The sequence below is a fragment of the Sphingobium sp. BHU LFT2 genome (assembly GCF_018604485.1).
Taxonomy (GTDB): domain Bacteria; phylum Pseudomonadota; class Alphaproteobacteria; order Sphingomonadales; family Sphingomonadaceae; genus Sphingobium; species Sphingobium yanoikuyae_A.
On sequence record NZ_JAFCGW010000003.1, the window covers coordinates 286,190 to 304,858 of the forward strand.

An 18,669-nucleotide genomic window follows, 5' to 3' on the forward strand; every position below is an offset into this window, starting at 1 on the left:
TTTGTGCCTTTTTTTAGGGTGGCGGAAAGGACAGGCCATGCCGAATTCTTCAAGCCGCAGTGCTGCCCGTGAAGTCGGAAAGGGCGGGAACGGCGAACGCGCTACCCTCTATGACGAGGTGACCACGCGCATCGTCTCAGAACTGGAGGCGGGGCGCTTCCCGTGGGTCCAGCCATGGGGAAAGGCCCGGGGGCTGGGCGTCAACGCCGCGACCGGCCTGCCGCGCAACGCCGTGACGGCCCGGCCTTACTCTGGCGTCAACATCCTGATCCTGTGGTGCGCCGTCATCGAAAGCGGCTGGCCATCGCAAGGCTGGCTGACCTTTCGGCAGGCTCGCGAGGCGGGAGGATGCGTCCGTAAGGGCGAGCACGGCGTAAGCGTGGTCTATGCCGATCGCTTCACCCCCAGGGGCGAGGCCGAGCGGGCGGCGCGAAATGGTGACGAGGCCCGCGCCGTTCCCTTCCTCAAGCGCTTTACCCTCTTCAACGTCGCCCAATGTGATGGGCTCCCCTTAGACCTTGGCGGCGATCCGGTGCCATTGGACGAGAGCGAGATCGAGCCGATCGCCCGGCAAGTGATCGCTGCCTCGGGCGTCGAGTTCCGCATAGGCGGGGACAAGGCCTTCTATGCGCCCGGTGCCGACTTCGTCGCCGTCCCGCCGCAGGCCGCCTTCTTCGATCCGGTGAACTGGCACAGGACGGCTTTTCACGAATTATGTCACGCGACCGGCCATGCGAAGCGGCTGAACCGGGATATGACCAATCCCTTCGGCAGCAAGGACTATGCCCGCGAGGAACTTATCGCGGAAATGGGCTCGGCCTTCCTGTGCGCCGCGCTCGGCATCGTCCCGACCGTTCGTCACGCCGATTATCTCGGCGCGTGGCTCGATGTCCTGCGCGAGGACAACCGCGCCATCTTTCGCGCCGCCAGCGCTGCCTCCAAGGCCGCCGACTGGTTGCTGTCCCGCCATCGCGAGGTCGAGAGCGCCCGCGCCGAGGAAAGGATCGCAGCATGATCCTGCTTCCCGATGACCTGCGCAAGGCACTGCGCGCGAACGCCATTCGCCACGACATCGCTCTGCGCGGCGGCCTTGCCGAACCGGACTTCGTGCCCCTTCTCAAGCTGTTCAACCCGCTGGGCGCGGCGAAATGGCTGGCGAGCGAACTCGCCGAGGATGGCGATACGCTTTTCGGCGTTGCCGATCTTGGCTTCGGTTGCCCGGAACTCGGCACGTTCAGCCTCTCGGAAATCGCTGCCATCCCGCTGCCTTATGGCATGGCCATCGAGCGCGATCTCGCTTTCGAGACGGCTCATCCGCTTTCCGTCTGGGCGACATGGTCGCGCCGGTCCGGCTCGATCCTCTGGGCGCAGGCGATGCTCCGCCGCCATGGCCCGGCTTCGGGCGAGACGGCTGCGGACCCTGATCTTCCACCGTCCTGACGGCGGATGACGCAAGGCGGCGCGTCATGCCGCCACCCTCAGTGCCGGTCACGTCCTGAGCATCGCAAACAGCGCGACCGGCACCTTTTGACGAAAGGCAAATGACCCATGAAACTCGACCATATCCCGCTCGACAGGCTCTATGTCGACAAGACCAACATGCGCTTTGGCCGAAAGGCGCCGGACGTCGCCGACATCCTCCCGACCATCCGCGCGCGCGGCGTCATACAGTCGCTTCTCGTCCGTCCCCCCGATACCGAAGGCCGCTTCGGCATCATCGCTGGAAGCCGCCGCTTCCACGCAAGCCGTATCGTCGCCGACGAACGGCGGGACGCGGGCGATATCGATCCCGACGCGCTGCTCCTGCCCTGCGCGATCATGGAGGATGGCGACGATGCCGCCGCCATCGAAGCCTCGATGATCGAGAACATGGCCCGGCTTGACGCCGACGAAGTGCGCCAGTGGGAGAGCTTCACCCGGCTGGTGCGCGGGGGACGCGGGGTCGAGGAGATCGCCATGACCTTCGGCCTGCCCGAACTCTCCATCCGGCGCGTCCTTGCGCTTGGCAACCTTTTGCCGCGCATCCGCGACCTCTATCGCGCGGAGCGGATCGACCGGATCACCGTCAGGCACCTGACACTGGCGAGCAAGAGCCAGCAAAAGGCATGGCTGGCCCTGTTCGAGGACGCCGACGCCTATGTCCCCACAGGCCACCAGCTAAAGGCATGGCTTTTTGGCGGCCAGTCGATCCCAGCCCGCTTCGCGCTCTTCGACATCGATGGTTTCAGCGGCGCGACCGTCTCCGACCTGTTCGGCGAGGATCGCTATTTCGCCGATCCTGACGCCTTCTGGACGGCGCAGAACGCAGCGATCGAGGCATCGCGCGCAGCCTATATCGCACAGGGCTGGGCCGATGTCGTCGTGATCCCGCCTGCCGAGCATTTCCATGCGTGGGAATATGAAAAGGCCCCCAAGCGCAAGGGCGGGCGCGTCTATGTTGATGTGCGCGGAACCGGCGAGGTCCTGTTTCACGAAGGCTATGTCACGCGCGCGGAGGCGCGCCGGATCGAGCGCGGCGAAGCCGCCGCGCCGCCCAGGGCCAAGCGGCCCGAGCTAACGTCCACGCTCGGGACCTATGTCGACCTGCACCGCCATGCAGCCGTGCGCGCCGCACTGATCGGCCATCCCGCGCTTGCCCTGCGGCTGATGGTGGCGCACGCCATCGTCGGCTCTCCCTTGTGGACCGTACGTCCCGAACCGCAGGCGACGCGCAGCGACGAGGTACGCGAGAGCGTCGAGAAATGCCGGGGCGAGGCGGTTTTCGACACGGAACGGCGCATTGTTCTGGATTGCCTCGGCTTCGGCAGCGAGGAACCCACCGTGACGGGCGGGAGCGGCGATGACTATAGCGTGGCCGGGCTGTTCCTGCGTCTTGTCGCGCTGCCTGACGAACAGGTGATGCGCGTCCTTGCGGTCGTCATGGGCGAGACCTTGATGGCGGGCTCGGCAGCGGTGGAGGCAGTCGGCGAGGAGGTCGGGGTCGCCATGGCCGACTGGTGGCAGGCCGACGAAGCGCTCTTTTCCTTGCTGCGCGACCGCGAGGTGCTGGGCCGGATGACGGCAGAGGTGGCCGGGGAAACGGTCGCCAGCGCCAATGCGGGCGAGAAGGCGAAGACCTTGAAGCGGATCATCGCCGATCATCTCGACGGCGCGGAAGGCCGGGACAAGGTCGAGCGGTGGGTGCCGCGCTGGATGCAGTTCCCGCCCTCTGCCTACACGCAGAGAGGTGGCGTTGGCACGGTTGACGCCCATGCCAAGGTCGCCACCGCGCGCCGGATGGCCGCTGGGGATTGCCCCGCGGAATTGGAGGAAGAGGAGGAGAGGCCTTTGCCCCAGGCGGCATGAACGAAGGCGGGCGGGAGCGATCGCGCCCGCCTGCCACATGCGGGAAAATCGCGCCGCGCGGCCTCGCCCGATAGGCTCGGCCACGCGGCTTTGTTTCGTCTCCATCCATGCTGGAACAGGCTCGCATGGCGCATTATGACGGCTGCGCAGCGTTCGGGGGCCGAACTGGCGCGAGCAGGGAGAGCGATGATGAAGCGCGCGGACACGGCGGAAATCGCGATGCGGATCATCATAGACCGGCCCGTGCCCGGCGTGTGGCACAGCCTCCAGTCCAGGGACGGCGCCCCGCTTGATCCGCAAAGGTCCGGCGATGGCGAACCGCTCGCCTTCGACTTCGCCGTGCGGGTCGGGCCCGGTCCCAAATTCTTCGGTGACCAGGTTCGCCGCGAAGGTCCCTCGCGCCGTTTCGTCTATGTGCGCGTGGGTCAGGCGGCGGGCGATCATGCCTCACCCTGGTCCCGCCGGATGAAGGTCGACATCCATGATATCGATCCGGCGCTGCTGGCGTGCGCGGCGCGGGGCGGGATCATCGTCACCACCATTTGCGGCACCGCCAGGGATGGTAGCCCCGCCTGCGCCACGGTCCCCACGCTGCGCCGGGAACTTGTCGAGCGCTAGGACGCGGAAAGGCTGGCAGCGGGCGAAGCGATAGGGCGAATTCCCCCGATGGCCTCATCCTGCACGTGGTTCGGACCTGGATCGTGCTAGCAAGGGTCTCCTTTTTCCGATGACTCGTGCCGCCCTTGGCCTCTCTTGAAGGCTGGTCTGGCGGCGTGCGCGCCTTGTCCGAGCAACGGCTTCGCGCCAGTTTCTTCCCCGCCCTGGCGGGCTCCTCGCGCAACCAAGAAACAGGCGCTTCGCCGTCCTTCGCTCACGCTGCGGCCGTCCCGGTGCACGGCGGCGCGACGCGCCCGATCGACCGCCATCGAGGCCGCATCGGGCGGCGCTCGGGCAATAGAAGGAGACATATCATGGCACAGATCGGCAGCTTCACCCGCAACGAGGACGGCATCTACAACGGGGAAATCCGCACCCTCACGCTTCGCGTCAAGGCCACGATCCGGCCGGTCGAGCGCGACCACGACAAGGCCCCGGACCACCGCGTGAGTGCCGGCGGCGTCGAGTTCGGGGCCGGCTGGACCAAGGCCGCCCGCGATACCGGCGCCGAATATCTCAGCCTCAAGCTCGACGACCCATCGCTTCCCGCGCCGATCTACGCGACGCTGACCCAGGGCGACAAGGACGAGCACAAGCTCATCTGGTCCCGCTGAAGTCCACGCCCCCCGCGCCGAACCCGGCGCGGGGACCTTTCATGCTGTGTCGAAAACGCCGTTGCCGGTTTCGACACTCCCGGCCCGGTATCCCGCCCGCCATCCTCGATATCGCGAACCCATCGCCATGGGTCGCTCTATCGAAAGGATGGCTCATCATGGACGACGACGACCAGATCGCCCGGGCGACCCGCGCCAAGCGCGGCTCGCCCTTCCTCAATACCGAGCAGGCGGCGGCCTATCTCAAGATTTCCGGGCTGCTGCTGCGGCGGATGCGACGCCTTGGCACTGGGCCAGTGTTCCGCCGCCATTGCCGCTACATCCAATATCATATCGACGATCTTGATGCCTGGTCGCGCGAACAGAGTGCGCGGGGCATTTCCAAATGAGCGGCCGTCACAGTCGCTTCAAGGACGCGCCGCTGCTCGCCTGGGGCGAGGCGCTTCGCCTGCGCAAGGAAGTGCAGCGCCGCCGCCGCTGGCGCTTCTTCCTCGTCGGCCTGGGCGCGGGTCTGGTACTCGGCTCGGCGGTCCTTCCGCCCACACCGCGCCTGCTCTGGAATGCCAGTGCGAGCGCCCCGATCGGGCTCTACCTCGTCAGTCCAAATGCGCCCGTCATGACAGGCGACATGGTGGTGGCGCGCTTGCCCGAACCTTTCCGGGCGCTCGCGGCGGTCCGGCGCTATCTCCCCCGCAACGTCCCGCTTGTGAAGCGTGTCGCGGCCGAGGCCGGCGACGAGGTTTGCGCGCTCAGCGACCAGGTCTTCGTCGATGGACGGCCAGTAGCAAGGCGCAAGAAATTCGATGCCACGGGGCGGGTCATGCCGTGGTGGCATGGCTGTCGCATGCTGCGGCGGCAGCAACTCTTCCTGTTGATGGACAGTCCCGATTCGTTCGACGGGCGCTATGTCGGGGTGAGCGAGGGTACCGATCTCGTCGGCAAGGCGCAGCTGCTATGGCGCCGCTGAAATGGACGGCCGCGGTCCTCGCGCTCGCCGCGCCGGTGCCGATATCAGCCCAGTCCACTGCTGCGTCATCGGCCGGGCAACCTGCATCGACGGTCGCGACATGGCGGCCCTACATCCGAGAGGCCTCACTACGCTTCGGGGTGCCGGTCGCCTGGATCGAGCGCGTGATGCAGGCCGAGAGCCGGGGCCGCACGACCCAGGGCGGGCGTCCGATCCGGTCGTCGGCGGGCGCGATCGGGCTCATGCAGGTCATGCCCGCGACCTGGTCGGACATGCGCACGCGGCTCGGCCTTGGCATCGATCCGGATGACCCGCGTGATAACATCCTTGCAGGTACCTTCTACCTTCGCCTGATGTACGACCGCTTCGGCTATCCGGGGCTGTTCGCGGCCTATAATGCGGGGCCGGCGCGCTATGCCGACTATCTGGCAGGTCGCGCCAGCCTTCCGCGCGAGACCGTCGGCTATCTCGCCAGCGTCGCGTCGGACACGCAGGAAAGCGACCGGGCCTCGGCAACGGCGCGGGTGGTGGAGGAGCTCTTCGCCGTCCGAAAGAAACCGGCACCGCCGCCTTCCGATAGCCTCGATGCACGGCCCCAAGGGTCTCTCTTTGTCGCCCTGTCGCAGGGGCAATGACGTGAGGTTGCGTGTCCAGGAGAGGGAGGAAGCTCGTCTCGATGGGCCCAGTGTGGCGGCTGGCACAGCGGCTATCAAGGCCCGCGGGTACCCTCCAATTTGCTGCGCAAATCGGTTCCCCCCACGTCCGCTTCGCGACCCTTCGCTTCGCTCATCGGCCCTGACAGCCGCTGCGCCAGCCGTCGTCGAAACGCCGTTCTCGATGATGGGAACGACAGCGAAGGAGGTCATCATGGGCATGGTTCAGCACATCGAAACGGCGTTTTCCGGACGCAATGACAGGGTCGTGTCGGCGCTGGTCGCAGGGCTGGAGTGGGAGTTCGGGCGGGGCGCGGCGGAAGGCCTGGCGCGTCATTTCCTGGAGGCCGAGGAGGTGGATTTCCGGTGGGATGCACGAAGCGAGGAGCGCTGGCTGGGCATCTATGAGGACCCCGATGATGCCGGGTTTGAACTCGACCGGGTCGCCATCTGTGGGCGCCTCGACGGGCAGTGGTTCACCGCCATCATGCTCGTGGATGGCGAAGGGAATGCCCACGGCATGACCGGGTGCCGTGTTGCCAGGGATCGAACGGAGGCGCGCGATGGGATGGTCCATGCGCACTGATGGGCAGGCAGTTCGGATGGAGAGGCGGCGTCGGTTCGGCGTCGTCTCTCCCCCATTTTTGAGGCGGAAGGAAACGGGAGCAGGGAGAAAGGGGAAACAAGATAAAGGCAGTGTCTCGCGAGCCCTGCCAAACCTTTGTCTGCACATCCTTTTTTCTGGAGATAGGCAATCGCGACCGCGAGACAGTCAGGGCAAGAATGGCGGAAATCAGCCATCTTCTCGCCGAAATCGCGAGACTGGGGTATGTTGTAATGTCTGACGATGATTTCACCCCCAGGCTCGGCAGCCAGCGCGGTAAAGACGGCAAGAAGGTCGTCAAATATGGCGGACGCATCCGCGCTGCTGCACGCCTCGCGGGCACGAAGACCGGAGTCCGCTCGCGTCGGTTCGACGGCAGTCGGATCGGGCGCGGCGCGAGCATGGGGCGATTACTGTCGAGCCGCGACCGGCTGGCGGGTTTTCGCGGGCGCCGTGCCGTGGTGAAGGCGAGCCTGATTCGCTTGGCTGGCAAGGGCGGCCAGGCCGCCCGCGCGCACATGCGCTATATCCAGCGCGACGGGGTGACGCGCGAGGGCTTGCCGGGCGAACTCTACGGTCCCGAGGCCGACCGCGCAGATGGCGGTGATTTCCTCAAGCGGACCGCCGGCGACCGCCATCAGTTTCGCTTCATCGTCTCCGCCGAAGATGGCGCCGAATATCCCGGCCTCAAGCCCTATGTCCGGCGACTGATGACCCAGGTCGAGCAGGACCTCGGCGCGAAGCTGGACTGGGTCGCGGTCGACCACTTCAACACCGAGCGTCCGCACACCCACATCGTACTGCGCGGAGTGGATGACCAGGGCGATAATCTGGTTATCGCGCGGGAGTATATTTCGCACGGATTTCGCGAACGCGCCTCAGAGCTTGTGACGCTCGATCTCGGCCCTCGTACCGACCGTGAGATCGAGGCGCGCCTGCGCCACGATGTCGACCAGGAACGGCTGACGTCGATCGACCGCCGGCTGGTCCGCCGCATGGACGTCGACCGAACGGTGTCGCCGGCCGACAACGATCCCTTCCAGCAGTCGGTCGCGGCGGGACGGCTGCGCAAGCTCAAGGCGATGGGCCTGGCCGACGATGTAGGTGGCGGACGCTACAGGCTGGCCGAGGGGCTGGAGGAAACGCTTCGCCGGATGGGTGAGCGGGGCGACATCGTCCGCCTCATGCAGCGAGAACTGACCGCCCGCAGGTTTGACCGTGCCGGCGTCGAGCAGGTCGTGTCAAATGACCTGCGAGAACCGATCGTCGGACGGGTGATCCAGCGTGGCTTTTCCGATGAGCATCGCGACCGGCATTACCTGATGGTCGACGGGATCGATGGCCGGGTCCATTATGTCGATGTAGGCCGGGGCGATGCCACGCCATCGGTTCCCGAAGGATCGACGATACGGGTCGCGCCGTCGCGGATCGAGGCGACCCAGGCTGATCGCACCGTCGATGCGGTCGCCCGCGCCAATGGCGGGCGCTACTCGATCGACCTGCACCTGGCGCACGATCCGGGTGCCAGCGAGGCGTTCGCAACCAGCCATGTCCGGCGGCTCGAGGCGATGCGGCGCGCGGGCGCCGGACCCGAGCGCCTCGCTGATGGAAGCTGGACGATAACCGTCGATCATCTTGCGCGCGCCGATGCCTATGCGAGAGCCCAGCAGCGCGACCGGCCAGTCACGCTGGAACTGCTGTCGCGGTCCCCGGTCGACGAACTGGCAGTTAAGGAAGCGCCGACTTGGCTTGATAGGGCGCTTGCCGAGGGTGGTCATGGCGCCGTGCGCGACGTGGGATATGGGCGGGAGGTGCGGACCGCGCTCGCGGCGCGGCGGCAGTGGCTGGTCGAGCAGCAACTGGCGGACGAAGAGCAGCCTGGGTTTCGCTACCGGGGCGGCGCGCTGGTCAAACTGCGGAGACGTGAATTGCAGCACGCCGGCGAGCGGCTCGGCGAAGAAATCGGGAAACGGTTCGAACCCGCGCGGATCGGCGAGCGGGTCGAGGGAAAGATCGCACGTCGAGTCGACCTGGAAAGTGGGAGTTTCGTTGTTGTCGAGCGATCGCGGGACTTCACGTTGGTGCCGTGGCGCGACGTGCTTGAGCGCAACATCGGTAAGACGGCATCCGGCATCATGCGGTCAGATGGGATCAGCTGGCAGTTTGGGCGTGGCCGATCTGGGCCGGTGATCTCATGAAGATGCTGGTACATTGCCCATTCCCGATCCTATCGACAGCCCTCATGTCAAAATCCCACTGCCGGGCTGTTGATTTCCACTGAGAAGTGATGGAGTGGATCCCCCCTCCTGCCGGCATCGGATGTGCCAATGTATGTTTCCGAAAGTCACAGCAGAAGAGAAGGCATCCATGGGCGAAGTCAGCATTATGGGTCATCGGTCCGAACATCGGATCATCGTGAAAGTCACCGCCAGGGTCACGCTGAATTGCGCCATTTTGGCTCTGGCGGATAACCTGTCCACCTAAATCCGGTCGGCGCAACGCACCGGATCGAGAAATTGGACCGTATTCTAATGGTCTCCACCCGGGTACAGACCGGGCTCCATATCGGAGAGGATGATATCATCCGTTGGAAGGATTGCCATCCACGGCATGACCATGGCCCCAGGGTCTGATAAAAGACCCTGATGAACGAGCCATCGGTCCCCTATACATTCATCGCTAGCGGCGCGAGCGCGGAATTGTTCGACATTGGCGGGGGGCAGGCGCTCAAGCTGTTCCGAGGCAGCGTGTCGGACGAGATGATCGCACGCGAGGCCGATGCGTCTGTCCATGCCGCATCATGCGGCGTGCCGACGGCTGCGGCGATCGGGCAGTATAATCATAACGGACGGCGGGGAATCGTCTATCCGCGGCTTGAGGGCGTAACGGTTATGGACTGGATCCGCCGCAATCCGGTGCGGGCAGGGTGGGCGCTGAACCAGATGGGTGAAGTTCATGCCGCTATGCACCGGGCAAAAGGCGGGGCGTTGCGGTTGCTGAAGCAAGTGCTGGCGACTGATATTGCCTATGGGCCTGCGCCCAACGCGCTGCAAAGCGCCGCCATCGCCTATCTGGAGACCTTGCCAGATGGCGACGCGCTTACCCATGGCGATTTCCATTTGGGCAATGTCATGATGACGCCCCAGGGGATGATGGTGATCGACTGGTCGAAGGCGGCAGCGGGGCATCCGGCGGCCGATGCGGTACGATCCGAAATGCTGATGCGCTTTGGCATCGGGCCGTGCGACTGGGTGACGAACCTGTGGCGCGACTGGGCCGCGAGGAAGTTGCGCAGAAGCCATACGGCATCATCCGGCGTCACCGCCAGCGATATCGATGCGTGGCGGCCTGTCGTAGCGCTGGCCTGGCTGCGGGCGCGCGATGCCACCGGTCGGACGCGGGCTTTCAGGCGCTATCTGGAAAGGGCGCTGCGTGGCAGCGGGATAGGCAGTATCGCCTGAACCGCAAAGGAAACGGGATCAATTCGATTCAAAAAGATCGCGGGTAAAGACCTTGTCCGCTACATCCGCAACATCGTCCGTCATGCGGTTGGCGATGATGATGTCACATTCCTGCTTGAACGCCGCCAGATCGCGCACGACGCGCGGACCGAAAAATGCTTCTTCCTGCATCGCCGGTTCGTATCTCACGACTTCGATGCCCTTGGAACCTTACCTCGGCGAAACTCGCTCTGATCGCTCCACGTGCGATGCAGAATCACCGCGAGCTTGCGGGCGACAGCGACGCGGGCCTTCCATCCCCCGCCGCTTGGCAATGCAGGGGCAGATCCTCCGGTTGTTCCTCAAAAGAAACAGACGGCTCGGGTTCACTTGCCCTCTGGCCATAGCTGCCGAATAGTCTTATGGCCGAAGCGAGCCAGCAGGGACGAGTATATGTCGAAAAAAGCTATAGTTACCGGGATCAGCGGCCAGGACGGCGCTTATTTGGCCGAAAACCTCCTTAACCGGGGCTACACAGTTTATGGAACCTACCGCCGGACCAGTTCGGTCAATTTCTGGCGGATCGACGAACTTGGGGTCACCAATCATCCGCAGCTCAAGCTTGTCGAATATGATCTTACCGATATGGGATCGGCCATTCGGCTGATTGAAACCTCGGAAGCGACAGAAATCTACAATCTTGCCGCGCAAAGCTTTGTCGGGGTGTCGTTCGATCAGCCTATCACGACGGGCCATATTACCGGTTTGGGCGCGGCCTATCTGCTTGAAGCAATCCGTACGATAAACAAGGATATACGCTTCTATCAGGCATCGACGTCGGAAATGTTCGGAAAAGTCCAAGCGATTCCACAGACCGAAGACACGCCTTTCTATCCGCGTAGTCCCTATGGTGTGGCCAAACTTTACGCGCATTGGCTGACGGTCAATTACCGCGAAAGCTTCGATATTTTTGCCACTAGCGGTATCCTGTTCAATCACGAGTCGCCATTGCGTGGCCGCGAGTTTGTGACGCGCAAGATCACCGACACCGTGGCCAAGATTGCTCAGGGCAAGGCGAAAGTGCTTGAACTGGGCAACCTCGATGCAAAGCGAGACTGGGGCTACGCCAAGGATTATGTCGAGGGCATGCGTCTCATGCTGCAGCATGACACGCCCGATACGTACGTGCTGGCCACTAACCGGACCGAAACGGTTCGGCATTTCGTCGAACTCGCCTTTGCTCAGGTAGGCATTTCACTCGAATGGTCAGGCAAGGAAGAAAATGAGGTCGGCGTCGATCCGCAAAGCGGAGAGACCCGTGTCCGCATCAATCCGGCCTTCTACCGGCCTGCGGAAGTCGATTTGCTGATCGGCGATCCTTCGAAGGCGGAACGGGATCTTGGATGGACGCCTACGGTTCAGCTGGAAGAACTCGCCCGCTTGATGGTGGAAGCCGATATGCGGCGCAACGCGGCGGGTTGGTCCTTCTGATGCGTGTGGCGCTGACCGGGGCGACCGGATTTACCGGTCGTTTTGTTGCCGCCGCCCTCACAAAGATGGGGGCAACCCCGGTTGCGCTGAAAGCAGACTTACAGGACAAGGACGCCGTTGATCGCGTCGTTGCGGAGACCGAATTCGACCGGCTAATTCACCTGGCGGCGCATGCGTTCGTCCATACTTCCGATTGGGCCGCTTTCTATGCCGTCAATCAGCTCGGCACGTTCAATCTCCTCGATGCTGTTTCGCGGAACAAGGGGGCGGCTCGCTGTATCATTGCATCGAGCGCCCAGATTTATGGCCCCAACGCCCAAGGGTTGATAGCCGAGGACGCGGCGCCCAATCCCGCGAACCACTATGCGATCAGCAAATATGCGATGGAACAGGGCGGGAGGCTTTGGGGCGACCGGCTCGATATCGTCGTGACGCGACCGTTCAATTATACAGGTGTCGGGCAGGATACAAAATATCTGGTGCCCAAGATCGTCGATCATTTTCAGCGCCGTGCTCCGGTCATTGAGCTTGGCAATACATGGGTGCGCCGCGACTTTGGTGATGTGCGTTCGGTTGCCGACGCCTACGCCGGTCTGGTGATGGCGGCGACCGTACCGGCGACCGTCAACATCGCGACTGGACATGTCTCTTCCATAAGCGATATCATTGAAAAGCTGAGCGCGTTGAGCGGTCACCACATCGACGTCGAAGTGAACCCGGCGTTTGTACGCAAAGGCGATGTGGAAGTGCTGGGCGGTGACGCAACGCTTCTGCGCATGACCTTGCCTGGCTGGAGTCCCCGTTCGATCGACGATACCCTGCGATGGCTTTATGAGGCGGCCGGTTGAAAGGTGGATATCTATCGAGACGGATCGGGTCTATATACACAGCTTGGCTCAATCATGGGTCTTGAGTTTTGGCAGCGCCGCTATGCGACGAATATCCAGCGTCTATGATGGGCGCCGCAAATTGATGGTCGATCAATGATAAGCTTCAGGAATGTTTCAAAAACCTATCATATTCGGAAGTTTAGGAAAGACGTCCTTAATGATCTGACCTTTGACATTCCCACCGGAAGCAGTTTGGGCATCTGCGGCGCGAACGGGGCGGGCAAATCAACCTTGATGCGCCTGATTTCTGGGGTCGAGTCACCCACTTCAGGGCGGATCGAGCGGAGCGTTTCCTGTTCCTGGCCGATTGGCTATTCGAGCTGCTTCCAGTCCAGTCTGACGGGCGCTGACAATGCGCGGTTTATCGCTCGAATATATGAGAAGGACATCGATCAGCTTCTGGCCTATGTTGAGGATTTCGCTCAGCTGGGGCCATATTTTCATCAGCCTATCTACAGCTACTCCGCAGGCATGCAGGCGCGTCTGGCATTCGGCATTTCGCTGGCGATTGAATTCGACTGTTATTTAGTCGATGAGGTGACCGCCGCCGGTGACGACAGGTTCCGGCAGCGATGCGAAGAAGCTTTGCATTATCGCCGCGAAACCGGCACGTTGTTGATGATAAGCCACGATCCTCATACATTGCGAAATTATTGCGAGCGCGGCGCGGTGCTGCATCAGGGTCAATTGACTTTCTACAGCTCGATTGATGAAGCCATCGATGTTCACATGCACAACCAAGCAGCGCATTAGGCGGTGGTGACATTATAGTGTTTGATTTAAAATTATCTGTCATGATTTGATAATCTTGCGACACGGCGGGCGAAAATCTGGATTGGGGCGATGAAGAGCCACGCGGCTGTCAATGTGATGTTCTGTTCGAAATCCTTGGCGAGCCGCCGGTTTCGTTTCAGCCGCGCTAGCGTTTGCTCGACGCCCCTGCGCCGAGGCAACACCGCAACCCCCTTTACTGTATCGAACCTCTTGACGATCTCGCTTGTTCATTTGCCAAGGCGGTGCAGAGCGCACTTGAGCTTCTCTCCGGCATAGCCGCCATCAGCGAAGACATGGCGAAGCCAGGGGAGGCGGCGGATGATTTCGACCGGCACCGGCGGCGCACCGCCACGGTCCTGAATGTCGGCGGTTTGGATCACGGCTTGGACGATTCCCCTTGATATTGGAAAAGATGTGGCGCTTGCGCCCGTTGAACTTCTTGCCTGCGACATGATCGCGAGCCGCCCCCTCGCTTTTCGAGGCTTTTACGCTCTGACTGTCGATTACGCTGGCGCTGGATGAAGGCCGCGGACGCTCGCCAGATCGGCTTGGCCTCAAGGATATCGCGGCATTTCAGATCTACCTCGTGTCATAGAGGAAATCCTCCCAACTCCTAATCTACGCTGGAAAATGATCGGTTGCAGCGCTGCGGGCCACCATGCGCACTCATCTCCCAGATCCTCCAGGACGCCGCAACATCCATAGCCCTGCGCCCCCGGCAGTGGGCGCGCTCAATCCGGCTTCAATAAGGTCGCGTACAACGCATGGACGCCAGCGTTCCGCTGAGCGACCTCATATAACCCTCCGGATTCGTATCCGTCCAGCGAGGCGCGCCTTGTCGTGAGACGCAACCACCATGTGAGCCGGACTTTCGAAGCTTCAGCCCGTCGCATTAGCAGCTTGACCACTTCGGCGGCGGTGATATGCGCCCCGCGATCCTGACCGAGTTTGCAGTGGGTTGATCGGTCAGGATCGCCCCCCTTTGTTCGAGGACCGATATGCGCTACCGATCCTCGTTCCGCGTTCGGATTAGACTGCACGGTCGCGGGACACCCATCCGTGAAATGAGTGCAGTCATTTCACGGATGGGGTAAACCATGTGTCGCAATGGAGATAGTCGGCGCGGCTCGGTGGTGCATAGGTTGAGTGGCTGTCTCCGACGTTATCCGGAACCAGCGCCAGATAGGCATTCGCACTGATTGATCGACGCCGTCAGGCAATTACAACAGCGATCGCCCCCAACTTTTACCCACGGAATCTGGAGTGCCGGAGGCAACCTTGGGAGGGTCGAATGTTCAGCGAATGGCGAGATTGGGATTCTGATCCCTTACGCCCGATTGACTGCCTGGTCGGCGCGATCGCCGTCCTCGCCGGCGCTTTCCTCCTTTTTCTTTACGGGCTTTCACCGGACGGCGTTGACGACAGCCCCGCCGCCCAACACGATGTAGCGGATGGCATCTAGAGCTAGGCCCACCTTACCGAGCACGCCAAGCTATCTCTCAAAATGCATGAAGCTGCGTAGAAATGGAGCAGCAGGGAACGTCAAGCCACGTGCCAGCGTATAGCCAACCAAAGGAAGGCGGATACAGCATGAAGGCAGTGATAATAGCTGGAGCGGCCGCACTCACTACCGCAGCGGTGGTGACGATGGCTCCTTCAACTAGAAACACCCCGAGCCGACAAAGTACTGATCGACCTTCTTCAAAGGCTCAACCTACCGTGCAGCGCAAATTTTTGATTGATGCTAGTGCCGCCATTGTCGAACCGGCCTGCAACGCGACATCCTTCGCCCAACTGCCCAACGAACCCAATCTGTTCATTGGTCGGAGGCTGGTTACGACTGAAGGCAAGTTGGCAGGGGTATCCGGCGCAAATGACTGCAGCGGCGGCGACCCGGCCAACCAGGCTAAGGGCCTTCCATTTAACCGCTGGAGCCTTGTTCTTGAGCGCTTCGACTGGAACACCCGCCGTTTCACCAGCACTTCGGCGCTTCTCGACACCTCGATCGATCCCCGGACCGGCCAGACACGTGCGCTTGTAACGGGAGGTCCCATGCGCGGCCTACGCATTCGTTCGGCCTATGATCCCACCGTCGCACGTCTCGGCAACACTACCTATGTCGCGTTTGAATGCACGGCAGAAAATGGCAGCAGGTTTGATGTTGAGCAAACATCGTCCTGTATCAGTGTCTACGACCCGAAAACTGGCAAACTCGATATGAATCGAACGACAGTGATCGTAGCGGGCATCCAAAACGGGACCATCAGTGAAGTGGCGGCGGTGCCGCGACTGCTAGCCTTCAAAAGCCGTCTGTATCTGTATTGGTCAGCGCTAACAGTGGAACGGGCCATCATAACCAAGTCAACGGTTCGCGGCGCTGAACTGACCGGCGCTGGAGGGATCGCGCAAATAAAAGGAAGCACGGGCGTCATCCGCCCGTTTGATCCCTTGTCAACGGAGGTCTGGACGCTCGGTCAGGACGAGATGAGCAATCGGATCGCCAATCTCATGGGCTTTTGGGTTGATGGAGACTCCATCATCGCGTTCGCCGCTCTAGGTGGCAAAGGCTGCAATGACCCTCTCGGGAAGGTTCGCGGCTGCTATCGCCTCGCTGCAAAGCGGAGCAACACACCGCTCGGCAGGAATGCGTTCGGCGGCGGGGGAGATGTCAATCTTGGCTTGCCCACTAACCCTCAGGAATATGCGACGCCTGTGGTTGATCCCCAGGGCCGCCGATGGCTGCTGGGGCACTTTATCCGCCCGCCTGGTAATGGATTTGCTGACCGCAATCCTGCTCCGCCGGCTGCTTATTGGCGGACAAATAAGCGTCAATCAGCATTGGTGTTGGCGCCCATGGATGGCTCTTGACGCCGTCTGGGAGTGGCACCGCGAAACCTGTGGTTTTTACCTTTCGGTTCGATTGACAGTAAGCGGGGCGGCGACCCCACCTTGCAGACGTAAAGTGTAGCCTTGAGTCTGCGCCTCCTGATCAGGATGGAGGACACTGGTGCTATGACGATGCCATGTGACGATGCTGGCACCAGCAACGTTCAGCGGTTCGAGGTTTTTACCTGTGCAGGCCAGCGGCGGGACTGGCCGCCTGAAGTGAAGGCCGCGATCATCGCGGAGAGCTATTCCAAGCAGGAGACTGTCTGCGCCGTTGCCCGTCGGCACGGCCTTAGCCCATCGCAGTTGTTCACCTGGCGGCGGCAGTTGCGCAAACAGATGGAGGCCCGCGGCGTTGCGCTGCCAGTTGCCCCCACGATGGCGCCAGCGTTCGTCCCCGCGGTTATCGAGGAGCCACCGTCGATCGAACCGGGTCCGGCGAAGCGCCCGCGGAAGCAGGCGCGTGCAAAGGACAGCGCGGTCAAGCTGGAGATCGACGGCGTGGCAGTATAGCGCGACGATCTGGGTGAGAGGTCAGCGACTATCAGGATGAGAACAGATTGTCGCGGCGTGTTGATCGTGCCGGGTTAGATTGTCGCTGGCAAGGGCGATTCTTCGCTCTGATTGTCGCTGATCGACATTTTCTCGATGGATTTGATTGTCGCGTATTTCGGTGTCCCTCCAGCCCCTGTTTGTCGCTGGAGGGCGGCCCTGCGACGATAGCTCTCGACATTCATCTCGAAGATGATGGCGTGGTGAACGAGACGGTCGACGGCCGCGAGCGTCATGGCGGGATCCGGGAAGACCCGGTTCCATTCGCCGAAGGGCTGGTTGACCGTGATAAGCATGGATCGGCGCTCATAGCGAGCGCTGATCAACTCGAAGAGCACGGAGGTTTCAGCCTGATCCTTGGCGACATAGGCGAGGTCGTCCAGGATGAGCAGGTGGTATTTGTCGAGCTTGGCGATGGCGGATTCGAGCGCCAGTTCGCGGCGCGCGACCTGAAGCTTCTGAACCAGCTCGGACGTGCGGGTGAACAGCACGCGCCAACCGTTCTGGACAAGTTGCAGGCCGATGGCTGCCGCCAAGTGGCTCTTCCCTCCGCCCGGCGGGCCGAACAAGATGAGATTGGCGCCCTTCTCCAGCCATCCGTCGCCCGAGGTCATGGCCGTGACCTGCGCCCGCGAGACCATCGGCACGGCATCAAAGGCGAAGCTGTCGAGCGTTTTGCCCGGAGGCAGGCGTGCCTCGCTCAGATGACGTTCGATCCGACGCCGGTCACGTTCGGCCATTTCATGCTCGGTAAGTGCAGCGAGCAGTCGGGTGGCGGGCCAGCCCTCCTTGTCGGCACGTTCGGTAAACTCGGGCCATATCACCTTGATGGCGGGAAGCCTCAGTTCGTTGAGGATGAAGCTCAGACGCTGGGCATCGACGTTATGGGCCTTAGTCATGCGGCCTCTCCCAGCAGCAGGGCATCGTAGTCGGTCAGGGGGCCAAGCTCGACCACCACCTCAGGCAGCGCGGCCGGATCAGGCGAGAAGCGCGTTCGCAACGCGGCGATGTCAGGCAGCCGGCCTGCGTCAAGGTCCTGGGCGAGAAGATCGGCAAGCTCGGCCTCGCAGGCCCGTTCATGGGCCATGGACAGCAACTCGACCATCTGGCGGCAAGGGTCACGCTCGGACATGGTTTCGAGCAGCCGTTCGAACATGAACCGGTACGCCTCGCGTGGGAACAACTGGTCGCGATAGGTCAGCTGCAGCAGGGCCATCGGCTTGCGCCTGAGGCTATGGATTGAGGTGGTCCCGCCGTCTTGGACAGTTTGGCGGCTAAGTTAAGCTAATCCCGGTTGTCGTTCACGCCGCCTGTTTGATCATCAGATCATGGGGGGCATGCCCCCCATGATCTGATTGCCCGATCCGCCGATAGGCCTCGATCGGGGTTTTCCCAGCCAGGCCCGAGTGCGGACGCTGGGTGTTGTAATAGGTGATCCAGCGCCCAAGGCGAGCTTTCAACTCCGATCCGGTCTCGAAGGCGTGGAGATAGCCGCATTCGTACTTCAGGGATCGCCAAAGGCGTTCGATGAAGACGTTGTCCATCCACCGGCCCCGCCCGTCCATGCTGATGCGAACCTCGGCCTCGCGGAGCACAGTAGTGAAGGCCTGCGACGTGAACTGGCTGCCTTGGTCGGTGTTGAAGATCTCGGGCTTGCCGTAGCGAGCTAGCGCCTCCTCAAGCGCCGCGACGCAGAACCCTGCATCCATCGTTTTATCGTCGTCTTCATTCCCGTACCAATCCATCAGGTCGGGATTAGCTTAACAGCCTGTCCAGAAAAGCGGGACCACCTCACA

At 62.3% G+C, this 18,669-nt stretch carries 18 protein-coding genes and 5 pseudogenes; 17 read left to right on the forward strand and 6 right to left on the reverse strand.

The genetic code is table 11. The features are described 5' to 3' along the window. Nucleotides 1-37: 37 nt before the first annotated feature. From JQK15_RS08670 to JQK15_RS08720, 11 genes are all read left to right on the forward strand, one after another. The gene (locus JQK15_RS08670; protein ID WP_214864928.1) at nt 38-1,015 is read left to right on the forward strand and encodes an ArdC family protein; all 978 of its coding nucleotides are present in this window, start codon (nt 38-40) and stop codon (nt 1,013-1,015) included. Next, the gene (locus JQK15_RS08675) at nt 1,012-1,440 is read left to right on the forward strand and encodes a DUF2958 domain-containing protein (RefSeq protein ID WP_214864930.1); all 429 of its coding nucleotides are present in this window, start codon (nt 1,012-1,014) and stop codon (nt 1,438-1,440) included. The genes JQK15_RS08670 and JQK15_RS08675 overlap by 4 nt, the downstream gene beginning before the upstream one ends. A gap of 108 nt (nt 1,441-1,548) precedes the next feature. Continuing rightward, nucleotides 1,549-3,345 carry a ParB/RepB/Spo0J family partition protein gene (locus tag JQK15_RS08680; RefSeq protein ID WP_214864932.1) on the forward strand — a complete coding sequence of 599 codons (1,797 nt, stop codon included), beginning with the start codon at nt 1,549-1,551 and terminating at the stop codon, nt 3,343-3,345. 189 nt (nt 3,346-3,534) lie between these two features. After that, nucleotides 3,535-3,963: a DUF5990 family protein gene (locus JQK15_RS08685; RefSeq protein WP_214865147.1), complete on the forward strand. Its 429-nt coding sequence runs from the start codon at nt 3,535-3,537 to the stop codon at nt 3,961-3,963. 353 nt (nt 3,964-4,316) lie between these two features. Then, nucleotides 4,317-4,616 (forward strand): DUF736 domain-containing protein, encoded by a 300-nt coding sequence (locus tag JQK15_RS08690; protein WP_214864933.1) that lies wholly within the window; start codon nt 4,317-4,319, stop codon nt 4,614-4,616. Between the two features lie 158 nt (nt 4,617-4,774). Further along, nucleotides 4,775-5,005, forward strand: coding sequence for a DNA-binding protein (locus tag JQK15_RS08695; protein WP_214864935.1), 231 nt, complete (start codon nt 4,775-4,777; stop codon nt 5,003-5,005). Beyond that, nucleotides 5,002-5,583, forward strand: a complete 582-nt coding sequence (locus JQK15_RS08700; RefSeq protein WP_214864937.1) for a S26 family signal peptidase — start codon at nt 5,002-5,004, stop codon at nt 5,581-5,583. The genes JQK15_RS08695 and JQK15_RS08700 overlap by 4 nt, the downstream gene beginning before the upstream one ends. Next, nucleotides 5,571-6,218, forward strand: coding sequence for a lytic transglycosylase domain-containing protein (locus JQK15_RS08705; RefSeq protein ID WP_214864939.1), 648 nt, complete (start codon nt 5,571-5,573; stop codon nt 6,216-6,218). The genes JQK15_RS08700 and JQK15_RS08705 overlap by 13 nt, the downstream gene beginning before the upstream one ends. A 232-nt stretch (nt 6,219-6,450) precedes the next feature. Continuing rightward, nucleotides 6,451-6,822: a hypothetical protein gene (locus JQK15_RS08710; protein ID WP_214864941.1), complete on the forward strand. Its 372-nt coding sequence runs from the start codon at nt 6,451-6,453 to the stop codon at nt 6,820-6,822. A gap of 197 nt (nt 6,823-7,019) precedes the next feature. Continuing rightward, nucleotides 7,020-9,038 carry a relaxase/mobilization nuclease RlxS gene (gene rlxS / locus JQK15_RS08715; RefSeq protein ID WP_214864943.1) on the forward strand — a complete coding sequence of 673 codons (2,019 nt, stop codon included), beginning with the start codon at nt 7,020-7,022 and terminating at the stop codon, nt 9,036-9,038. A gap of 447 nt (nt 9,039-9,485) precedes the next feature. Beyond that, nucleotides 9,486-10,301: an aminoglycoside phosphotransferase family protein gene (locus JQK15_RS08720; protein ID WP_214864945.1), complete on the forward strand. Its 816-nt coding sequence runs from the start codon at nt 9,486-9,488 to the stop codon at nt 10,299-10,301. 18 nt (nt 10,302-10,319) lie between these two features. Here JQK15_RS08720 and JQK15_RS08725 read toward each other — a convergent pair. Beyond that, nucleotides 10,320-10,508: pseudogene (locus JQK15_RS08725) on the reverse strand (UDP-glucose 6-dehydrogenase); the annotation flags it as partial. After that, a pseudogene (locus JQK15_RS08730) lies at nt 10,487-10,616 on the reverse strand (IS110 family transposase); the annotation flags it as partial. The pseudogenes JQK15_RS08730 and JQK15_RS08725, both read right to left, overlap by 22 nt. Nucleotides 10,617-10,733: 117 nt before the next feature. Between JQK15_RS08730 and gmd the strand changes: the two are divergent. The 3 genes from gmd (at nt 10,734) to JQK15_RS08745 (ending at nt 13,414) form a co-directional block, all read left to right on the forward strand. Next, nucleotides 10,734-11,771: a GDP-mannose 4,6-dehydratase gene (gene gmd / locus JQK15_RS08735; RefSeq protein ID WP_214864947.1), complete on the forward strand. Its 1,038-nt coding sequence runs from the start codon at nt 10,734-10,736 to the stop codon at nt 11,769-11,771. Continuing rightward, nucleotides 11,771-12,619: a GDP-mannose 4,6-dehydratase gene (locus JQK15_RS08740; protein WP_214864949.1), complete on the forward strand. Its 849-nt coding sequence runs from the start codon at nt 11,771-11,773 to the stop codon at nt 12,617-12,619. The genes gmd and JQK15_RS08740 overlap by 1 nt, the downstream gene beginning before the upstream one ends. Nucleotides 12,620-12,754: 135 nt before the next feature. After that, a complete protein-coding gene (locus JQK15_RS08745) occupies nt 12,755-13,414 on the forward strand; it encodes an ABC transporter ATP-binding protein (protein ID WP_214864951.1) in 660 nt (219 codons plus the stop codon). 32 nt (nt 13,415-13,446) lie between these two features. On the opposite strand, the pseudogene JQK15_RS26810 reads toward JQK15_RS08745, so the two are convergent. Next, nucleotides 13,447-13,993 (reverse strand): annotated as a pseudogene (locus tag JQK15_RS26810) (transposase); the annotation flags it as partial. Between the two features lie 733 nt (nt 13,994-14,726). Between JQK15_RS26810 and JQK15_RS08755 the strand changes: the two are divergent. The 3 genes from JQK15_RS08755 to tnpA all read left to right on the forward strand — a co-directional run bounded on the left by JQK15_RS08755 (nt 14,727) and on the right by tnpA (nt 16,834). Beyond that, nucleotides 14,727-14,897, forward strand: a complete 171-nt coding sequence (locus tag JQK15_RS08755; RefSeq protein ID WP_214864955.1) for a hypothetical protein — start codon at nt 14,727-14,729, stop codon at nt 14,895-14,897. A gap of 128 nt (nt 14,898-15,025) precedes the next feature. Then, nucleotides 15,026-16,303, forward strand: a complete 1,278-nt coding sequence (locus JQK15_RS08760; RefSeq protein WP_214864957.1) for a hypothetical protein — start codon at nt 15,026-15,028, stop codon at nt 16,301-16,303. A gap of 144 nt (nt 16,304-16,447) precedes the next feature. Continuing rightward, nucleotides 16,448-16,834, forward strand: a complete 387-nt coding sequence (tnpA, locus tag JQK15_RS08765) for an IS66-like element accessory protein TnpA (protein WP_214864959.1) — start codon at nt 16,448-16,450, stop codon at nt 16,832-16,834. Between the two features lie 74 nt (nt 16,835-16,908). Here tnpA and istB read toward each other — a convergent pair whose 3' ends face one another. The 3 genes and pseudogenes from istB to JQK15_RS08780 form a co-directional block, all read right to left on the reverse strand. After that, on the reverse strand, nt 16,909-17,772 hold the full coding sequence (gene istB / locus JQK15_RS08770) for an IS21-like element helper ATPase IstB (RefSeq protein WP_214864961.1): 864 nt from the start codon (nt 17,770-17,772) through the stop codon (nt 16,909-16,911). Continuing rightward, a pseudogene (locus tag JQK15_RS08775) lies at nt 17,769-18,113 on the reverse strand (IS21 family transposase); the annotation flags it as partial. The gene istB and the pseudogene JQK15_RS08775, both read right to left, overlap by 4 nt. Nucleotides 18,114-18,174: 61 nt before the next feature. Further along, nucleotides 18,175-18,585 (reverse strand): annotated as a pseudogene (locus JQK15_RS08780) (transposase); the annotation flags it as partial. Nucleotides 18,586-18,669: the final 84 nt, after the last annotated feature.